Origin of the sequence: Pseudomonas sp. OA65, assembly GCF_017498305.1 — a bacterium.
Classification (GTDB): Bacteria; Pseudomonadota; Gammaproteobacteria; order Pseudomonadales; family Pseudomonadaceae; genus Aquipseudomonas; species Aquipseudomonas zanjanensis.
In genome coordinates, this window is the sequence record NZ_JAGDEZ010000007.1 from 1 (window position 1) to 18,393 (window position 18,393).

The 18,393-nt window shown below is 62.3% G+C and carries 19 protein-coding genes; 5 read left to right on the plus strand and 14 right to left on the minus strand.

What is annotated here, in order from left to right; all coding sequences use genetic code 11:
- Window positions 1-271: 271 nt before the first annotated feature.
- Window positions 272-655, minus strand: coding sequence for a DUF6124 family protein (locus tag J3361_RS07735; RefSeq protein ID WP_207963720.1), 384 nt, complete (start codon window positions 653-655; stop codon window positions 272-274).
- A 534-nt stretch (window positions 656-1,189) separates the two neighbouring features.
- On the opposite strand from J3361_RS07735, the gene J3361_RS07740 reads away from it, so the two are divergent.
- A complete protein-coding gene (locus tag J3361_RS07740) occupies window positions 1,190-1,570 on the plus strand; it encodes a helicase (RefSeq protein ID WP_207963722.1) in 381 nt (126 codons plus the stop codon).
- A 161-nt stretch (window positions 1,571-1,731) separates the two neighbouring features.
- Here the strand turns inward: J3361_RS07740 and J3361_RS07745 are convergent, their stop codons facing one another.
- The 6 genes from J3361_RS07745 to exbB all read right to left on the minus strand — a co-directional run bounded on the left by J3361_RS07745 (window position 1,732) and on the right by exbB (window position 8,658).
- Window positions 1,732-3,129, minus strand: a complete 1,398-nt coding sequence (locus J3361_RS07745; RefSeq protein WP_207963723.1) for an aminoacyl-tRNA deacylase and HDOD domain-containing protein — start codon at window positions 3,127-3,129, stop codon at window positions 1,732-1,734.
- A gap of 79 nt (window positions 3,130-3,208) precedes the next feature.
- Window positions 3,209-5,284, minus strand: a complete 2,076-nt coding sequence (gene recG / locus J3361_RS07750; RefSeq protein WP_207963724.1) for an ATP-dependent DNA helicase RecG — start codon at window positions 5,282-5,284, stop codon at window positions 3,209-3,211.
- 9 nt (window positions 5,285-5,293) lie between these two features.
- Window positions 5,294-6,214 carry a hydrogen peroxide-inducible genes activator gene (locus J3361_RS07755; protein ID WP_186706903.1) on the minus strand — a complete coding sequence of 307 codons (921 nt, stop codon included), beginning with the start codon at window positions 6,212-6,214 and terminating at the stop codon, window positions 5,294-5,296.
- 273 nt (window positions 6,215-6,487) lie between these two features.
- Window positions 6,488-7,243, minus strand: coding sequence for an energy transducer TonB (locus J3361_RS07760; protein WP_207963725.1), 756 nt, complete (start codon window positions 7,241-7,243; stop codon window positions 6,488-6,490).
- Entirely contained in the window at window positions 7,240-7,668 is a 429-nt protein-coding gene (exbD, locus tag J3361_RS07765) for a TonB system transport protein ExbD (RefSeq protein ID WP_207963726.1), read from the minus strand. Before exbD ends, J3361_RS07760 begins: the two co-directional genes overlap by 4 nt.
- A gap of 6 nt (window positions 7,669-7,674) precedes the next feature.
- Window positions 7,675-8,658 (minus strand): tonB-system energizer ExbB, encoded by a 984-nt coding sequence (gene exbB / locus J3361_RS07770; protein ID WP_207963727.1) that lies wholly within the window; start codon window positions 8,656-8,658, stop codon window positions 7,675-7,677.
- A gap of 187 nt (window positions 8,659-8,845) precedes the next feature.
- On the opposite strand from exbB, the gene J3361_RS07775 reads away from it, so the two are divergent.
- Entirely contained in the window at window positions 8,846-9,703 is an 858-nt protein-coding gene (locus J3361_RS07775; RefSeq protein WP_207963728.1) for an SDR family oxidoreductase, read from the plus strand.
- Between the two features lie 133 nt (window positions 9,704-9,836).
- Here J3361_RS07775 and J3361_RS07780 read toward each other — a convergent pair whose 3' ends face one another.
- The 6 genes from J3361_RS07780 to J3361_RS07805 form a co-directional block, all read right to left on the minus strand.
- Complete coding sequence (locus tag J3361_RS07780) at window positions 9,837-10,577, minus strand: hypothetical protein (protein WP_207963729.1); 741 nt, start codon at window positions 10,575-10,577, stop codon at window positions 9,837-9,839.
- 55 nt (window positions 10,578-10,632) lie between these two features.
- Entirely contained in the window at window positions 10,633-11,013 is a 381-nt protein-coding gene (locus J3361_RS07785) for a RidA family protein (RefSeq protein WP_186706898.1), read from the minus strand.
- 24 nt (window positions 11,014-11,037) lie between these two features.
- Window positions 11,038-13,143, minus strand: a complete 2,106-nt coding sequence (gene spoT / locus J3361_RS07790; RefSeq protein WP_053126562.1) for a bifunctional GTP diphosphokinase/guanosine-3',5'-bis pyrophosphate 3'-pyrophosphohydrolase — start codon at window positions 13,141-13,143, stop codon at window positions 11,038-11,040.
- A gap of 60 nt (window positions 13,144-13,203) precedes the next feature.
- A complete protein-coding gene (rpoZ, locus tag J3361_RS07795; protein ID WP_003177259.1) occupies window positions 13,204-13,467 on the minus strand; it encodes a DNA-directed RNA polymerase subunit omega in 264 nt (87 codons plus the stop codon).
- 167 nt (window positions 13,468-13,634) lie between these two features.
- Complete coding sequence (gene gmk, locus J3361_RS07800) at window positions 13,635-14,255, minus strand: guanylate kinase (RefSeq protein WP_207963731.1); 621 nt, start codon at window positions 14,253-14,255, stop codon at window positions 13,635-13,637.
- Between the two features lie 12 nt (window positions 14,256-14,267).
- Window positions 14,268-15,131 (minus strand): YicC/YloC family endoribonuclease, encoded by an 864-nt coding sequence (locus tag J3361_RS07805; protein WP_207963733.1) that lies wholly within the window; start codon window positions 15,129-15,131, stop codon window positions 14,268-14,270.
- Window positions 15,132-15,396: 265 nt separating this feature from the next.
- Here J3361_RS07805 and rph point away from each other — a divergent pair, with 265 nt between their 5' ends.
- On the plus strand, window positions 15,397-16,119 hold the full coding sequence (gene rph, locus J3361_RS07810; RefSeq protein ID WP_003177262.1) for a ribonuclease PH: 723 nt from the start codon (window positions 15,397-15,399) through the stop codon (window positions 16,117-16,119).
- Between the two features lie 30 nt (window positions 16,120-16,149).
- Complete coding sequence (locus J3361_RS07815) at window positions 16,150-16,518, plus strand: DUF4870 domain-containing protein (protein WP_207963735.1); 369 nt, start codon at window positions 16,150-16,152, stop codon at window positions 16,516-16,518.
- 178 nt (window positions 16,519-16,696) lie between these two features.
- Here J3361_RS07815 and J3361_RS07820 read toward each other — a convergent pair whose 3' ends face one another.
- On the minus strand, window positions 16,697-17,476 hold the full coding sequence (locus tag J3361_RS07820) for an exodeoxyribonuclease III (protein ID WP_013694557.1): 780 nt from the start codon (window positions 17,474-17,476) through the stop codon (window positions 16,697-16,699).
- Between the two features lie 82 nt (window positions 17,477-17,558).
- Here J3361_RS07820 and pyrE point away from each other — a divergent pair, with 82 nt between their 5' ends.
- Window positions 17,559-18,203 (plus strand): orotate phosphoribosyltransferase, encoded by a 645-nt coding sequence (gene pyrE / locus J3361_RS07825; RefSeq protein WP_207963737.1) that lies wholly within the window; start codon window positions 17,559-17,561, stop codon window positions 18,201-18,203.
- Window positions 18,204-18,393 lie beyond the last annotated feature (190 nt).

Here is an 18,393-nt window from a genome sequence, read left to right on the forward strand (position 1 = left end):
CTCACTCCGGCATTGCTCCGTGGGCCCGCCGCGAAGGGCCATCCATGGCCCAGCGCGGCTATCCCGGCATCCATGCCGGGATGCCCACTCCACAATGCCTGCGTTCGGCCAGCGTGGTTAACGGGGCCTCCAGATCAAAAGCAAAAGCGAGGCGGCCTAGTAGCCGACCTGGCTCTTGCGGTCGTACACCCCTCAGATCTGTTTGAGCAGGACCTGTGGGAGCAAAGCTTGCTCGCGATGGCGCCGGTTCAGCCTGCATCAATGCAAAGCGCTACCCCTTGGCACCGGGCGCCACCGCCTCCTTGGTTTCCAAATGATCCAACGCCCGCTCAACCAACAACTGCACCCCATCGGCCATGCGACTGATCGCCAGGGCGACACAGCGGCGTGAGTCATCCACGTCGTCAGCCAGGTCGGCGGCGATGGTGCTGATGGAGAGCAGGTCTTCGGAGGCGTTGGCCAGTAGGGTTTCGGTGTCGATGTGAGGCGACACGATGAAGAGTTGGTTTTTGTCGGGTTCGGGCGGTGAGGCGGGCTTGGGCTTGAGGTAGTAGTCGAGGGCGCGGGTGGCGGCGTCTTCGAGCTTTTTTTCTTCCTGCGCTTGGACGCGGGATTTGTGGCCGCTTTGTGGCGGATTGGGAGTGACCTTGAACATAAATGTATTCCCGATATGTATTGAATGAAGGCTGGCACCTTTCGTTGCACCGAAAGGGGTGGCAGCTGTGCGCGGGTGTGCAAGACCGGGCATATCGGACCCCGGCAGACCTCGAGAGTCTCCCGCGCGCAGCCGCCATAAACACACCAATACGAGCGTGAGCCGTTTGGCGTAGCAGTTGCGCGCCGATATGTACCGGACTTGCACGTCCGTGTCACCGTTTTTTGCGATGACGAACCCAGGTTAGCCGCGCAAAACCAGGGTGCCTAGTTCATGAACAGCCCTGCGTCTTGAAGGAAATGTCCGAGGGTTTGGCAGGGCAAAAAGATCAAAAGATCGCAGCCTTCGGCAGCTCCTACGGAAATCGATGTAGGAGCTGCCGAAGGCTGCGATCTTTTGATTTTAGGTTTTGTGACTTGGCAGTCATCTTTCGCGAAAACCAGCTTATCTTCCGCTAAATCGATCCGATGATGGCGTTACGCCGAAGAATCGCTAAACTGCCAGCCAATCATCTTTCATCACGAGGCTGTGCCCATGAAATTTCGTTTTCTGTTGTGGATGCTGGGGTTGTTGATGGGCAAGGCCAGCCGGACCAACCCGGCGTTCCAGCAGCAGCTAGGCGACAAAGAATTGGTGTTCCAGCTGCAAACCCTGGACGGCAAGGTCGCTCGGCATTTCACCGTGAAGAACCAGCGCATCACCAGCCAGTCCGGGGTTTACCCGACCCCGGCCTTCGCCATTGCCTTCAAGGACGCCGCCTATGGCTTCGCCACGATGCAGGCCAAGAACAAGCAATTGGCATTCATGACGGGGATTCAGGACAAGTCGATCCAGATCAAGGGCAACCCGGCGCTGGTGATCTGGTTCCAGGGGATGACCAAGTATTTGAAGCCGAGGAAGGCCAAGAAGGTTTGAGCCGCGCAGATTCTATCTAGGGCCAAGGCTATGTGGGAGCAAGGCTTGCCCGCGATGAAGGCGACGCGGTCTCTCTGAAATCGAGTCGCCTGTGTCGCGAGCAAGCTTTGCTCCCACAGCTAAATCCCCTCGCCACAAAAGCTCAGTTGCTTGCACTGCGATCAGTGGCCGAACTGCGAAGCCAGTTCCCGCAGCAGCACTTCGGCTTCGAGCACCTTGCTGACCACATCGTTGGCCTTTTCCCGGGTCAGGCCCACACGTTCGAGCAACGCATCCGGGATGTCTTCATCCGGGCCGGAGCCGATGCTGCGCGAGCGCAGCAGGCGCACGGCCAGGCATACCAGGTTCGGGTAGGCGGCGTATTCGCCGTCGTAGTGCGGGTCGTGCTGGAAGCGCAGGGCGGTGGCCAGTTCGTCGGGCATGTCCCAGTAGCGCATCAGCCAGGCGCCGATCTGTTCGCGGCTGATGCCCAGCAGGTGTTGCTCCACGTAGCTGTGGCACAGGTGCGGGTTGACCTCCAGATGTCGGCAGATCAGCGAGAAGTGCGGCGGGAACACATGGGCCAGCAGCAGATAACCAAAGTTGTGCAGCAGGCCGGACAGGTAGGTCAGGCCGCCTTCGGGGCGCTGGGCCCGCGGCATGGCGCGGGTCAGGCCCTCGATGACGGCGGCGGTGTAGATCGACTGGTGCCAGTACGGCGTGGTGTGTTGCGGGTGGTCCTTGGGCAGGCTCAGGGTCTTGCCCAGGGCCAGGCCCAGTGCGAGGTTGATCACCAGGTCGAAGCCCAGCACCCGGACGATGGCGTCTTCCACCGAGCGAATCTTGCCGGGCGAGGCGTAGTAGGGCGAGGCGGCCCAGCTCACCACTTGCGCGGCCAGGGCTGGATCGGTTTCCACCACACCGGTGATGTCGTCGATGGTGGCGTCGGGATCGACCCGCAGCTTGATGATTTTTTGCGCGGTTTCAGCCAGCGGCGGGATCTCGATGGTTTCTTCCAGTCGTTGCTGGATACGCCGGGCGGTGAACGCCTGTACGGCCTGGGTGATTTCCTTGCGGTCATCGTCCGGGCGGTCCAGGTTGGGGGTGATATTGCTCACTGGCTCGCCGAACGTCGCGGCGCTGGCCTTGGTGAGCATGGTCTTGAACGCTTCGCTGGTCACTTCCAGCAGCAGCCCCGGCTCGCCGGAGTTGATCAGCAATTTGGGTTCGCGCAGCAGGCTTTCTTCGTACAGGCACGGTGAGCTGGTCAGCGCCGGCAGGCCGGGCAGCAGGCTCAGGCTGTGTTTGCCGAGCATGCGCTCCAGACGCTCGGTCGGCACCGCCGTCAGCTTGCGACCGGTGAGCTCGGCCAGGCGATTGAGGTCCAGCAGCTGGCTTTGCGGAAACAGCACCATGAGCGCGCCAACGGCATCGTGCAGCAACACCGCTTGCACTTTGCGGGCTGGGTTCAGGCCGGGGCGTTCGAGTACTTCGTCATAGCCGATGCCCAATTTCTCGAGCAACAGCCGAATAACAGACGGAGCGTGCGGGGCTTCGGGGACGAGGGCAGCTTCTGTCATGGTCTGTATCCGTTTTCCTACAAGTTGGTCAGTATAACCAGCTTGCCCGGCACGCGGGTCTCGAAAACTGAGCGCGTGCTCACACTTGGCCGTATTGCTGCCCATGACGCAGCCAGCGATCCAGCAGCGGGCTGACATGCTCGGGCCAGCGTTCCAGCAGGGCCTGGGCGGCATCGCGTACGGCGGGGAGCAGATCGGCGTCGCGCATCAGGTCGGCTACCTTGAATTGAAGCAGACCGGTCTGGCGCGTGCCGAGCATTTCACCGGGGCCGCGCAATTCGAGGTCTTTTTCGGCGATGACGAAACCGTCGTTGGTTTCACGCATGATCCCCAGCCGCTGGCGTCCGATCTGCGACAGTGGCGGGTGATAGAGCAAGACACAATGGCTGGCGGCGCTGCCCCGGCCCACCCGGCCGCGCAACTGGTGCAACTGAGCCAGGCCCAGGCGCTCGGGGTTCTCGATGATCATCAGGCTGGCATTGGGTACGTCCACACCCACCTCGATCACCGTGGTGGCGACCAGCAGTTGCAGGGCGCCGGCCTTGAACTCAGCCATGACGGCGGCTTTCTCGGCGGGTTTCATGCGGCCGTGGATCAGCCCGACCTTCAACTCGCCGAGGGCAGCGGTGAGGTCCTCGAAGGTGGTTTCGGCCGCCTGGCAGGTCAGCTCTTCCGACTCTTCGATCAATGTGCACACCCAATAGGCCTGCCGCCCTTCAGCGCAGGCGCTGCGCACGCGCTCGATCACTTCCACTCGTCGGGTATCGGTCACCAGCACGGTGTTGACCGGTGTGCGGCCGGGGGGCAGTTCGTCGAGGATCGAGGTGTCGAGGTCGGCGTAGGCGCTCATCGCCAGGGTCCGTGGGATCGGCGTGGCGGTCATGATCAGTTGATGAGGACACATGCGCCCACCCACGCCTTTCTGCCGCAAAGCCAGGCGTTGTTGCACGCCGAAGCGGTGCTGTTCGTCGATGATCACCAGCGCCAGGTTCTTGAACTGCACTTCATCCTGGAACAGCGCATGGGTGCCGACCACCATCGGCGCGCCTTCGGCGATTTGCGCCAGGGCGGCGGCGCGGTTCTTGCCCTTGAGCTTGCCGGCCAGCCAGGCGACTTCGATGCCCAAGGGTTCGAGCCAGCGCTGGAAGGTGATGAAATGTTGCTCGGCGAGGATCTCGGTGGGCGCCATCAATGCCACTTGATAACCGGCCTCCAGGGCCTGCAGTGCGGCGAGGGCGGCGACCACGGTCTTGCCGGCGCCGACATCGCCCTGGATCAGCCGCAGCATCGGCTCGGGCTGGCTCAGGTCGTAGGCGATTTCGTTGCCCACCCGTTGCTGGGCCCCCGTGGGGGTGAAACCGAGGTTGGCCAGGTAGCGGGCCGGCAGGTCCTTGGCCTTGGGCATGGCCGGGGCGCGCAGGGAACGCAGGCTTTCGCGCAGGCGTTGCTGGGACAGTTGATGGGTCAGCAGCTCTTCGAACGCGAGGCGATGCTGGGCCCAGTGATGGCCGAGGGCGAGTTCGTCGACGTCGGCATCGGCGGGCGGATGGTGCAGGTAGCGGATCGCGTCGGCGAGCGGCGCCAACTGGTAGTCCCGGGCCAGTTCCGTGGGCAGCCAGTCGGGCAGGCTGCTGGGGCCCAGTAGCGTCAGGGTTTGTTGGCAGAGCTGGCGCAGGCGTTGTTGGGTCAGGCCTTCGGTGAGCGGATAGACCGGGGTCAGGGTTTCATCCACGGGCGGCGGCTCGTCGCCGGTAATGCTGCGGTATTCCGGATGGTAGATCTCCAGTCCCGACGCCCCGGGCCGTGCCTCGCCGTAGCAACGCACGCGGGTGCCGCGCTTGAGGCCTTCCTTTTGCGCATTGCTGAAGTGATAGAAACGCAGGCTGAGCCCACCGGTGCCATCCTGTAGGCGCACGACCAGACTGCGACGACGACCCATGACCACGTCGGCGCCGCTGACGGTGCCTTCGATCACCGCGTCCTGCCCCGGGCGCAGATGGCCGATGGGCACCACGCGGGTGCGGTCCTGGTAGCGCAGGGGCAGGTGGAACAGCAGGTCCTGGAGGTTTTCCAGACCGACCTTGGCCAATTTTTCGGCCATGGCTTCACCGACACCCTTGAGTGTCGTGACCGGCACTTTCGACAGCTCAGTCATGGCAGCGGCTTACTTGGCAGCGGGCGGCTTGGCCACGGAGCACAGGCGGATCGAGTCGGCGAGGATTTCGATGGCCTTGGGCCGCGGGAAACTGGCGCGCCAGGCGATGGCAACGGTGCGGAACGGCACGGGTGGCGTCAGCGGGCGGACCTCGATCACGCCAGGGGAGTAATGATGACTGTCCACCGCCGACAGCGGCAGGATCGAGATACCCAGGCCGGAAGCGACCATGTGGCGAATGGTTTCCAGGGAGCTGGATTCCACCGTGGTGTGCTTGGCGCCTTCGCTGCCTTTGGTCAGGGTCGGGCAGGCTTCGAGTACCTGGTCGCGGAAGCAGTGGCCTTCGCCGAGCAGCAGCAGGCTCTTGTCGTTGAGCAGTGCGGCGTCGATGGTTTTTTTCTGGGTCCAGGGGTGCTCTGCCGGCATCAGGACGTAGAACGGTTCGTCATAGAGCGGCAGGGTCAGGACGTCGGCTTCGTTGAACGGCAGGGCGATGATGATCGCGTCCAGCTCGCCGTTGCGCAGCTTGTCGCGCAGCACGTGGGTGAAGTTTTCTTCGATGTACAACGGCATCTGCGGGGCGACCCGGTGCAGTTGCGGAATCAGGTGCGGGAACAGGTACGGGCCGACGGTGTAGATCGCGCCGACTTTCAGCGGGGCGGTCAATTGGTTCTTGCCGGCCTGGGCCAGTTCGCGAATGCCTTGGGCCTGTTCAAGGACCTTCTGTGCCTGGGCGACGATGCCTTCGCCCACCGGGGTCAGGCGCACGGCGCTTTTGCTGCGCTCGAAAATCAGCACACCGAGTTCGTCTTCAAGTTTTTTCACACCCACCGACAGCGTCGGCTGGCTGACGTGGCAACGCTCGGCCGCATGGCCGAAATGCTGCTCTTGGGCGAGGGTCACGATGTAGCGTAATTCTGTGAGGGTCATGGCGAGCGTCCGTGAAGTTGCGAGCCAAGCATACCGGCTGCAATCGATAGACGCACGTTATCAGACTGGGGGCGCGGTGTGACACTGGCGAATGTGCATACATGATCTGTGGGAGCAAGGCTTGCCCGCGATGAGGTCAACGCGATACTCGCCGGAACCGAGGTGCCTGTATCGCGAGCAAGCTTTGCTCCCACAGATGTTCTTGCCCTAGAGATGCCTTTGCTTTCTAAGAAAATAAGAAAGCCCCTGTTACAGGGGCTTGCAAAGTTGGGGTCAACGCCGACGCTTGTCGATGGAATACACAAACGGTGCCGTCAGTTCGATGGTGCCGTTGGTCAGCAGCTCGGCCGGCGGCTTGGGCAGTGGTTGGGCTTTGCGGATCATTTCCAGGGTGGCCCGGTCCAGCAACTCCGTGCCGGAACCGCTCACCAATTCGAATGACAACACGTTGCCGTTGGCATCCACCACGAAACGCAGGCGGTTGGTGCCTTCCTTGTTCATCTGCTGGGCCCTGGGCGGGTACTTCTTGTACTTGCCCAGGTGCGCCAGCAGCGTGCCCTGCCAATTGGCCTTGGCAGCCGATTGTGCAGGCGACGGGCCAGGCGCCGGTTGCGCGGACTTCTCGGCCACTGACTGGGTCGGTGGCGTGTCGCTGGGTTTCTGCTCCGACGGCGGTTCCTTCGGCGGCTCGGGTTTTTTCTCCACCGGTTTGGGCTTGGGCGGTTGCGGCTTGGGCTTGGGCTTCACCGGCTTGGGCACAGCGATTTCAGGCTTCGGTGCTTCGGCGAGTTTAGGCAGCGGCAGCTCTTCCACCGGCTCGGGCGGTTGCGGCGGTGTGACGACTTTTGGCGGTGCCGGTGGCGGCGGGGCTGGCACTGGCGCCAGCTCGACCATCATCGCCTGGGGCGGCAATTCGATGGGCGCTCGCGTGGTCCAGTTCAGCGCCAGGGCGATGGCGAGCGCATGCACGCCCAACACCACCGCCAGGCTACCGCTGTATCGCGTCAGCTTTTGGCGCGTCGTGATCATTTATTAGGCGCCGTCTCGAGTCCGACCAGGCCAACCTTCAAGTAACCGGCGCTTCGCAGCGCGTCCATCACGCTCATCAGGTCGCCGTAGTCCACGCCTTTGTCGGCCTGGAAGAAGATCGTCGTGTCTTTCTTGCCCTGGGTCTTGGCGTCGAGGGTCGCGCCGAGGGTGTCGGCCTTGACCTCTTCTTCACCGAGGAACAGGCGCTGGTCGGCCTTGACGCTGAGGAACACCGGTTTCTCCGGCCGCGGCGAAGGCTTGGCCGTCGACGCCGGCAGGTCAACCTTGATGTCCACGGTGGCGAGCGGGGCGGCCACCATGAAGATGATCAACAGTACCAGCATCACGTCGATGAACGGCGTGACGTTGATTTCGTGGTTCTCGGCCAGATCGTCGTCTGCGCCTTCTTTCAAATGCAGGCCCATGGCCGATTACCCCACTTTCACCATGTGCGGTTGCGAGCCACGCTCGGGCGGCAAGTGGTCGAGGTCACGGCTGACCAGCAGCAGGACTTCGGCCGAAGCGTCGGAAACCTGGGCCTTGTAGCCGGCAATGGAGCGGGCGAAGACGTTGTAGATCACCACGGCCGGGATGGCCGCGACCAGGCCCAATGCGGTCGCCAGCAAGGCTTCGGCAATGCCGGGGGCGACAACGGCGAGGTTGGTGGTCTGGGTCTTGGCGATGCCGATGAAGCTGTTCATGATGCCCCACACGGTGCCGAACAGGCCGACAAACGGCGCGGTGGAACCAATGGTGGCGAGCACACCGGTGCCGCTGCTCATGTTGCGACCGCAGGCAGCCACCAGGCGCTCGAGGCGGAAGCTGACGCGCTCCTTGATGCCTTCCTTCTCGCGGCTGTTGGCCGACAGGCGCATCTCTTCGAGGGCGTCATGCACCAGCAGGTTGGCGAGGGTGCCTTCCTTCGCGGCGGTGGCGCTGGCTTCCTTGAGGGTGGCGGCTTTTTTCAGGGCGGCGATTTCACCGCGCAAGCGACGCTTGGCACCCAGCAGCTCGAAGCCTTTGGCGATCCAGATGGTCCAGGTAATGATCGAGGCGATGGCCAGACCGATCATCACGATCTTCACGATGATGTCGGCGTTCTGGTACATACCCCATGGCGACAGGTCGTGGGCCATGCCCAGGGTATTGTCGGCTGCGAGCACTTCAGGTGCCGGGGCCTCGACGGCTTGGGCCGGGTCGGTGGCCACCGGCGTCGCAACGGGAGCGGCCGGATCGGCAGGCGCCTGGGCGGCAGCAGGTGCGGCGGCCGGAGTCGTCGCTGGGGTCGTGGCGGGCGCCTGTGCATCGGCGAAGGCCGCGGCAGGTGCCAGCAACAGGCTGAACAACAAGGCGGCTACCGTGCTCCAGGCACGAGGTCGATTGGTTGGCGAAGCGGGGGATAGAGAGCGTTTCATGCTGGCCGGACCTGAGGAAAAAAGAAGGTTGATGTTCTTCCAGGCCTCGTGGGCCGAGAACAAAAGTGGCGAGCATTATTGCAAGTAATTCTTGTTAACAAAAGTAATACAGTAACTTTTTTTCTCACATGGCTAGCCGCTCGTCCCCCGCGGAGGCTAGTCTGCGGCTTTGCCAGAGGAGTTCTTGATGTCCGCGCCTTCTGTTTTGATCGCCGGCTGCGGTGATATCGGCGGCCGTCTGGCCAGCCGGTTAGTGGCTGAACACTGGCAGGTCCATGGCTTGCGGCGCACGGTTTCGAACCTGCCGGCCGGCGTCATCGGGGTGGCGGGGGATTTGTTCAGCGAGCAATGCCCCGCCGACTGGCCCACCGGGTCGCTGGATTACCTGGTGTACAGCGCCGCGGCCACCGACCATGACGAAGCGGGTTACCGCACGGCTTACGTCGAAGGGTTGCAGCATGTATTGGGCTGGCTGAAGCAGCATGGGCAGCGGCCCAAGCGCTTGCTGTTTGTGTCCAGCAGCAGTGTGTATGGGCAGCAGCAGGGCGAATGGGTGGATGAAACCTCGCCCACCGTGGCTGGCGGATATTCCGGTCGACTGATGCTTGAAGCCGAGCAAGTCGCCTTGGACAGCGGCATCCCGGCCAGCCGCGTGCGCCTGACCGGCATTTATGGTCCGGGTCGGGAGTGGTTGCTGAGCCAGGTGCGCCAGGGTTATCGCGTGGTGACCGACCCGCCGCTGTACGCCAATCGTATCCACGCTGACGACGCGGCCGGCTTGCTGGCGTTCCTGCTGGAGGCTGATCGCCAGGGCAAGGTGCTGGATGACTGCTACATCGGCGTCGACGATGCCCCTGTGCCGTTGGCCGAAGTCGTGGGCTGGTTGCGGGAATTCATGGGCGTTACCGAGTGGGCCGAAGATGCCAGCGTGCGGCGCGCCGGCAGCAAGCGCTGCAGCAATGCCCGGGCGAAGGCCTTGGGCTGGACGCCGCGTTATCCGAGTTTTCGCGAGGGGTATGCGGCGATTCTGGAAGGGCGCTGCTGATTCGCCTGACACCCCAAAGCACCTGTGGGAGCGGGCTTGCTCGCGAAGGGGCCCTGACATTCAACATCTTCGTTGACTGTCATGCCGTCTTCGCGAGCAAGCCCGCTCCCACATGAGAGTTGCGTCGTGGCTCCTACTGCTTTTCAAGCACCCACTTACGATCACCCGGCGTGAACGACGGCATTTCATCCGCCAATGCCGCATTCACGGTCTGGAAAATCTCCAGCTTCTTGCCATCACGGGCAAAGATCCAGGTGTTGCCCTGGCCGTTCTGTTGCAGCCAGATGTTGTCGTTGCCACCGCTCATGGAGGCGCAATCGCCAGCCAGGCACAAGGCGTAGCGATCGGCACCCGGCAGGCCGCTGACCTGGCCGTCGGGCTGGAATTGCACGGTGGCGCCCTGGCCGGGGCCGCTGGTGATGTTCCAGGTGCCACCGAGGTAAGCGGCATATAGCGCGCGCTCGAAGCTGGCACCGATGGGTGCGCCTTCCGGTACCTGCACTTGCGCGCGGTCGAACACCTGCTGCGGTTCGTTCTCGGTGGCGGCCTGGCTCAACTGGTCGCCGTCGCGCTTGAGCTCGCTGGCGGAGCTGCCGTAGAAGTCGACTTTCCAGGCGCCGTCTTCTTCGCCCAGCAACTTGCCTTCGACGTTTTCAAAACCGTTGGTGTAGCGCGCCTGGCCGGCCCGGGTGTTGACATCCCATTCCAGGTTCGGGCCATAGCCTTGCAGCGCTTCGCGCAGCGGGCCGCCCTTGGCGGCAGCGTCGATGGCCGCCTGGTTGATCCAGGTGCCGCTGATGTCACGGTCGGCAGGGTCGCTGGCGCAGCCGCCCAGAAGCAGGGCTGCCAGCGAGAGAGCAAGCGCTTTGCGCATGGTGGAATCCTTTCAAGACGAAAACGGCGCAGCGGGGGAGGCTGCGCCGACCTTATTACTCGAGGACCAGGATGGCATCCATCTCGACCTGCGAGCCCTTCGGCAGGGCCGCTACGCCGATGGCGGCGCGGGCAGGGTAAGGCTGGTCGAAGTACTTGCCCATGATCTCGTTGACCTTGGCGAAGTGGCTCAGGTCGGTAAGGAAGATGTTCAGCTTGACGATGTCCTTGAACGAACCACCGGCAGCCTCGGCCACGGCCTTGAGGTTTTCGAACACCTGCACGGTCTGGGCTTCGAAGCCTTCCACCAGTTCCATGGTCTTCGGGTCCAGTGGGATCTGGCCCGACATGTACACCGTGTTGCCGGCCTTGATCGCCTGGGAATAGGTGCCGATGGCGGCTGGAGCCTTGTCGCTGGTGATAACGGTCTTGGTCATGAATGACTCCTGATAACGAAGGGGCTACGCGCGCATCCGGGTGATGCGGATAACGCCGGTCAGGGCGCGCAGTTTCTTGATGACGCGGGCCAGGTGTACGCGGTCGTGCACGCTGACCACCAATTGGACGACGCTAATGCGACCATCGCGCTCGTCCATGCTGATTTTTTCGATATTGCCGTCGGCGGCATTGACGCTGCTGGCCAGCAGGGCGATCAGGCCGCGCTGGTGTTCCAACTCGACCCGCAGCTCGACGTTGAATTCGCCGGTGACATCCTTCGCCCAGGAGAGCTGGATGCATTTTTCCGGGTTGTGACGGATTTCGCTGATGTTGCGGCAGTTGTCCAGGTGCACCACCATCCCCTTGCCGGCGGACAGGTGGCCGACAATCGGGTCGCCCGGGATCGGCGTACAGCACTTGGCATAACTGAGCACCAGGCCCTCGGTGCCGCGAATCGCCAGCGGGCCTTCGGGGCTTGGCAACTGTTCGCCTTCGCCGAGCAAGCGGCGGGCGACGACATAGGCCATGCGATTGCCCAGGCCGATGTCTTCGAGCAGGTCTTCGATCAATTCGAGACGGTATTCGTGGAGCATCACTTGCACACGCTCACCCGGAATCTTGTCCAGGGAACTGTCGAAGCCATTCAGGACCTTGTTCAGCAGGCGTTCGCCGAGGCTGATGGATTCGGAGCGACGTTGCAGCTTCAGTGCGTGACGGATGTGCGTGCGGGCCTTGCCGGTGACCACGAAGTTGAGCCACGCCGGGTTGGGTCGGGCGCCGGGGGCGCTGACGATCTCCACCGTGGAGCCGCTTTGCAGCGGCTCGGACAACGGTGCCAGGCGGCGGTTGATGCGACAGGCGATGCAGCTGTTGCCGACGTCGGTGTGCACCGCATAGGCAAAGTCCACGGCCGTGGAGCCTTTGGGCAGCTCCATGATCCGGCCCTTGGGCGTGAAGACGTAGACCTCGTCCGGGAACAGGTCGATCTTCACGCTCTCGATGAATTCCAGCGAGTTACCGGCGCGCTGCTGCATTTCCAGCACGCCCTTGACCCACTGCCGGGCGCGGGCGTGGGTGCTCTTGGGCTGTTCGTCGCCGCTGGATTTGTAGAGCCAGTGGGCGGCGATGCCGTTGTTGGCCATCTCTTCCATTTCGCGGGTGCGGATCTGGATTTCGATCGGCACGCCGTGCATGCCGAAGAGCGTGGTGTGCAGCGACTGGTAGCCGTTGGCCTTGGGGATCGCGATGTAGTCCTTGAAGCGCCCCGGCAACGGTTTGTACAAATTATGCACAGCACCCAGCACGCGGTAGCAGGTGTCGACCTTGTCGACGATGATCCGGAACGCGTAGACGTCCATGATCTCGTTGAAGGCCCGGCGCTTGCCGCGCATTTTCTTGTAGATGCCGTAGAGGTGTTTCTGGCGACCGCTGACTTCGCCTTCGATGCCGTCGATGGCCAGGCAGTGGCTCAGGGACTCTTCGATCTTGTTGACGATTTCCTTGCGGTTGCCCCGGGCGCGCTTGACGGCCTGGTTGATCCGCGCCGAACGCATCGGGTGCATGGCCTTGAAGCCGAGGTCTTCGAACTCGATGCGGATCGCATGCATGCCCAGGCGATTGGCAATGGGGGCGTAGATTTCCAGGGTTTCCTTGGCGATGCGCCGGCGCTTTTCACCGGACAGCACTTCCAGGGTGCGCATGTTGTGCAGGCGGTCGGCGAGCTTGACCAGGATCACGCGAATGTCGCGGGCCATGGCCATGGCCATTTTCTGGAAGTTTTCGGCCTGGGCCTCGGCCTTGGTCTCGAAGTTCATTTGGGTCAGCTTGCTGACCCCATCGACCAGTTCGGCCACGGTTTCGCCGAATTGCGCTTGCAGCGCTTCCTTGGCAATGCCGGTGTCTTCGATCACGTCATGCAGCATCGCCGCCATCAGGCTCTGATGGTCCATGTGCATGTCGGCAAGAATGTTCGCCACGGCAAGGGGATGCGTGACGTACGCCTCGCCGCTGCGGCGGCGTTGGCCGTCGTGGGCTTGTTCGGCGTAGAAATAGGCTCGGCGGACCAGATTGACCTGGTCCGTGCCGAGGTAGGCCGATAAGCGATCGGCGAGGGCGTCTATGCTCGGCATGAGGGTGACTCCTGCCGTTTGCTGTGACCCCGCGCCGTGCTACGTCGACCAGGCATAGGCTTAGACCGCCTCGTTGGACTCGTCCTCGAACGCTGCGAACAGCGGTTCGTCTTCGACGATTTCAGCGTTGGCGATGAACTCGTAGCTCATCAGGCCTTCGGCGATTTCACGCAGCGCTACCACGGTAGGCTTGTCGTTTTCCCACTGGACCAATGGCTCTTTGCCGCCGGTGGCCAGTTGACGGGCACGCTTGGTAGAGAGCATGACCAGCTCAAAGCGGTTTTCCACGTGTTCTAGGCAGTCTTCAACGGTTACGCGGGCCATGGTATTCCTCGGAGCGAATGCAATATGCGCGCTGCCCGGTTGGGCGAGCGGACTCGACAGTTTAAAAAAACACCAGCGTTTAGGGAAGCGCTGATTTTTTAACCAAACCCCTCGGCGCGCTGCGAGTACCAATGTAAAGCCGTCGCAGCGGTTTTGGGAAGGGCTGATCAGCCCAGCAGTTCGGCCAATAATTTACCGAAGCGTTGCTGCTGGCGTTTCTGTTGCAGCTGGCTGGCGCGGAAAATCGCCTTCAGGTCGTCCAGCGCGTGGGCGAAATCGTCGTTGATGATCAGGTAATCGTAGTCGACGTAGTGGCTCATTTCGCTGACCGCTTCACGCATCCGGCCTTCGATGATTTCGTCGCTGTCCTGGCCGCGGTTGGTCAGGCGCTGGCGCAAGGCCTGCTGGCTCGGCGGCAGGATGAAGATCGAGCGGGCCTGGGGCATCAGCTTGCGCACCTGCTCGGCGCCTTGCCAGTCGATTTCCAGGATCAGGTCGTCGCCTTCGTCGAGGGTCTGCTGCAGATAGCTTTGCGACGTGCCGTAGAGGTTGCCGAAGACTTCGGCGCGCTCCAGGAAGTCGCCGTGCTCGGCCATCTTCACGAACTCTTCGCGGTCGACGAAGTGATAGTTCACGCCGTTGACTTCGCCCGGGCGCATGGCACGGGTGGTGTGCGAGACCGAGACGCGGATCTGCGGCTCGGCGTCGATCAGCGCCTTGACCAGGCTGGTCTTGCCGGCGCCCGAGGGCGCGGAAATGATGTAGAGAGTGCCGGTGCTGTGGGTCATGTCGGGTTAGCCTTACTCAATGTTCTGCACTTGTTCGCGCATTTGCTCGATCAACACCTTGAGGTTGACCGCTGCCTGGGTGCTGCGCGGGTCGAAGGCTTTGGAGCCCAGTGTATTGGCTTCGCGGTTGAGCTCTTGCATCAGGAAGTCGAGGCGGCGACCGGCCGCGCCGCCGGACTTGAGCACCCGGCGGACTTCGATGATGTGGGTGCTCAGGCGATCCAGTTCTTCGGCCACGTCGCTCTTTTGCGCGAGCATGACCATTTCCTGTTCCAGGCGTTGCGGGTCCAGCTCGGCCTTCATGTCGGCGAAGCGGTCGAGGACTTTCTGGCGCTGGGTGGCGAGCATCTGCGGGACCAGCTCGCGCAGGGTGCCGACGTCTTCTTCGATGGAGGTCAGGCGCTCGTTGATCAGCCGGGCCAGCTCCGCGCCTTCACGCTCGCGACCGGCCTTGAGCTCCTTCAGGCCTTGATTGAACAATGCCAGCGCTTCCGCGTTCAGCGCCTGCGGGTCGCTCGCGTCACCCACCAGCACGCCGGGCCAGGCCAGGACTTCCAACGGGTTCAGGGCGCCGGGGTTCTTGATCAGGCTGGCGACGGTTTCGGCGGCGGCGACCAATTGCGCGGCGCGCTCGCGGTCCACTTGCAAGGCTTTGCCGGTGCTTTCTTCGGTGAAACGCAGGGTGCATTCCAGCTTGCCCCGGGACAGGCCCTGGCGCAGCGCTTCGCGCACGCCGCCTTCCAGGTCGCGGAAGGACTCGGGCAGGCGCAGGTGCGGCTCCAGGTAACGGCTGTTGACCGAGCGCAGCTCCCAGCTCAGCGTGCCTTGGGCCCCGGCTTTTTCGACGCGGGCGAAGGCGGTCATGCTGTGCACCATAGGGATTCCTCGCAATGCAGGCCGGCCACAACCAATGGTCGCGGGGCCTGGGATCTGTGGGTAGATGCTGAAGGGCAGCAAAGGCGCAGGATTGTAGCGCAGTGGGACGCACGCGCCCAAACAGCTCTGGCAACAAACCGCTGCAGCCCGTCGGCCGGGGCTTTGGACGCGCTCACCGGTCGCGTCGGCTTTTTTAAACTGCCCTCTGGCGGCCCACGGCTCTATAATGTCCGGCAGTTTTCCGTCCTCTGTACAGGTGTTCCCTATGAAACGTCCAAGTGGTCGCGCTGCCGATCAGCTTCGCTCGATCCGCATTACCCGCAACTACACCAAACACGCCGAGGGATCTGTACTGGTCGAATTCGGTGATACCAAAGTCATCTGCACCGTCAGCGTCGAAAACGGCGTGCCACGGTTCCTCAAGGGCCAGGGCCAGGGCTGGCTGACCGCCGAGTACGGCATGCTGCCGCGCGCCACTGGCGAGCGGAACCAGCGTGAGGCCAGCCGTGGCAAGCAGGGCGGCCGTACCCTGGAAATCCAACGACTGATCGGTCGTTCGCTGCGCGCCGCGCTGGATATGTCCAAGCTGGGCGACGTGACCCTGTATGTCGATTGCGACGTGATCCAGGCCGACGGCGGCACGCGTACCGCTTCTATCACCGGGGCCATGGTTGCGCTGGTCGATGCCTTGAAAGTGATCAAGAAGCGCGGCGGCCTCAAGGGCGGCGACCCGCTCAAGCAAATGATCGCCGCCGTGTCCGTGGGCATGTACCAGGGCGAGCCGGTGCTGGACCTGGATTATCTGGAAGATTCCGCCGCCGAGACCGACCTGAACGTGGTCATGACCAGCGCCGGTGGTTTCATCGAAGTCCAGGGCACCGCCGAGGGCGCGCCGTTCCAGCCGGAAGAATTGAACGCTATGCTGGAATTGGCGAAGAAAGGCATGAACGAGATTTTCGAACTGCAAAAGGCCGCCTTGGCCGACTGATCGTTGTGCGCTTCAGACAAGGAGAGTGTCATGAGTGATGAGCAAGTCCTGTTGCCCCAGCCGAGCAAAGAAGTGCGGCAATGGGCGATGTTTTGTCACCTGTCTGCACTAGTGGGGATTTTCATTCCGTTCGGTTCGCTGATCGGACCGCTGGTCATCTGGCAGATCAAGCGTGAATCCGACCCGTTCATCGATGCCCAGGGCAAGGAAGCGCTGAACTTCCAGATCACCGTGGCGATCGCCGCGGCGATTAGCCTGCTGCTGATGATTGTGGTGATCGGCTTCTTCCTGTTCGGCCTGGTGGCTATTGGCGCGCTGGTGCTGACCATCATTGGTGGCGTGAAGGCCAATGAAGGGCAGGCGTATCGGTATCCGTTTACCTGGCGGTTGGTTAAATAACGATCAGTCAAAGTACCCCCTGTGGGAGCGGGTTTGCTCGCGAGTGGGGCGCGTCAGTCATCGTTGAGGTGCCTGACACTCCGCCTTCGCGAGCAAGCCTGCTCCCACAGTTGGCTTTTTCAGCGCCTACAAAAAAACCGACATCGCTGTCGGTTTTTTTTGTAGGTACGAATGGCGCTTAGATGGTCAGCGTCCAGTCGTAATCCACGATCAGCGGCGCATGCTGCGAGAACCGTGGCTGGCGCGGCAGGCGGGCGCTGCGTACGAAGCGGCGCAACCCGGGCGTCAGCAACTGGTAGTCGAAACGCCAGCCGAGGTTGAGCATCTCGGCCTGCTCGTTGTCGGGCCACCAGCTGTATTGGTCGCCTTCACGGCTGACTTCACGCAGGGCGTCGACATAACCCATGTTGCCAATGATCTCGTCCATCCAGGCCCGTTCCGGCGCCAGGAACCCCGGAGATTGTTGGCTGTCGCGCCAGTTCTTGATATCCAGCTTCTGTTGCGCAACGTACAGCGAGCCACAATAAATGTACTCGCGACGTTTGCGCCGTTGTTTATCAAGGTAACGGGCGAAGTCGTCCATCAACTTGAATTTCTGGTTCAAATCTTCATCGCCGTTCTGCCCCGAAGGGAGCAGCAAGGTCGCGATGCTGACCTTGTCGAAATCGGCTTGCAGGTAGCGCCCGTAGCGGTCCGCCGTCTCGAAACCGAGACCGTTGATGACAGCCTTCGGTTGCAGCCGCGAGTACAAAGCCACGCCACCCTGGGCGGGGACTTCGGCATCGCAGGCATAAAGGAAGTAACCATCCAGTTGGAAGGCTGCATCGTCCAGTTCAAAGGCGGAGGCGCGGGTGTCCTGCAGGCAGATGACGTCGGCATTCTGTGCTTGCAGCCAACTGAGCAAACCACGCTCGACTGCAGCCTGAATACCATTGACGTTCACACTGATGATCCGCATAAATGGCCCCAAAAATCACGTGCGTGTATGATACACGCCGTGTACCTATTTAGCTAAATCCGCGGTATTTGAGGCTTTTTTCATGCAGGCGTATCAGCGCGATTTCATTCGCTTTGCCATCGATCGCGGCGTTTTGCGCTTCGGTGAATTCACCCTCAAGTCCGGGCGCACCAGCCCGTACTTCTTCAATGCGGGCCTGTTCAACAGCGGTTCCGCCCTGGCGCAACTGGGTCGTTTCTATGCGGCGGCCATCGTTGAGAGCGGTATCCCGTTCGATGTGCTATTCGGCCCAGCTTACAAAGGCATCCCGCTGGCCGCCACCACTGCCGTCGCCCTGGCCGAACACCACGACCGCGACCTGCCCTGGTGCTTCAATCGCAAGGAAGCCAAGGCCCACGGCGAAGGCGGCAGCCTGGTCGGCGCGCCGCTGACCGGCGAAGTATTGATCATCGACGACGTGATCACTGCGGGCACCGCCATTCGCGAAGTGATGCAGATCATCGCTTCCCAGGAAGGCGCCAAGGCTGCCGGCGTGCTGATCGCCCTGAACCGCCAGGAGCGCGGCAACGGCGAGCTGTCGGCGATCCAGGAAGTGGAGCGCGACTTCGGCATTCCGGTGATCAGCATTGTGTCGCTGAACCAGGTGCTGGAATTCTTGGCCGACGATCCGCAGCTCAAGCAGCATTTGCCGGCAGTGGAAGCCTACCGCGCCCAGTTCGGCGTCTAAAAAGCCCCGCTGGTTTTGATCTTGTGGCGAGGGAGCTTGCTCCCGCTCGGTCGCGCAGCGACCGCAAAATGTTGGGGCCGCTGCGCAGCCCAGCGGGAGCAAGCTCCCTCGCCACAAAAGCATCATCTGAAAACGTGTAAAAAAAGACCCCGCTCAACCAGATTGAGCGGGGTCTTTTTTTAACGGTATC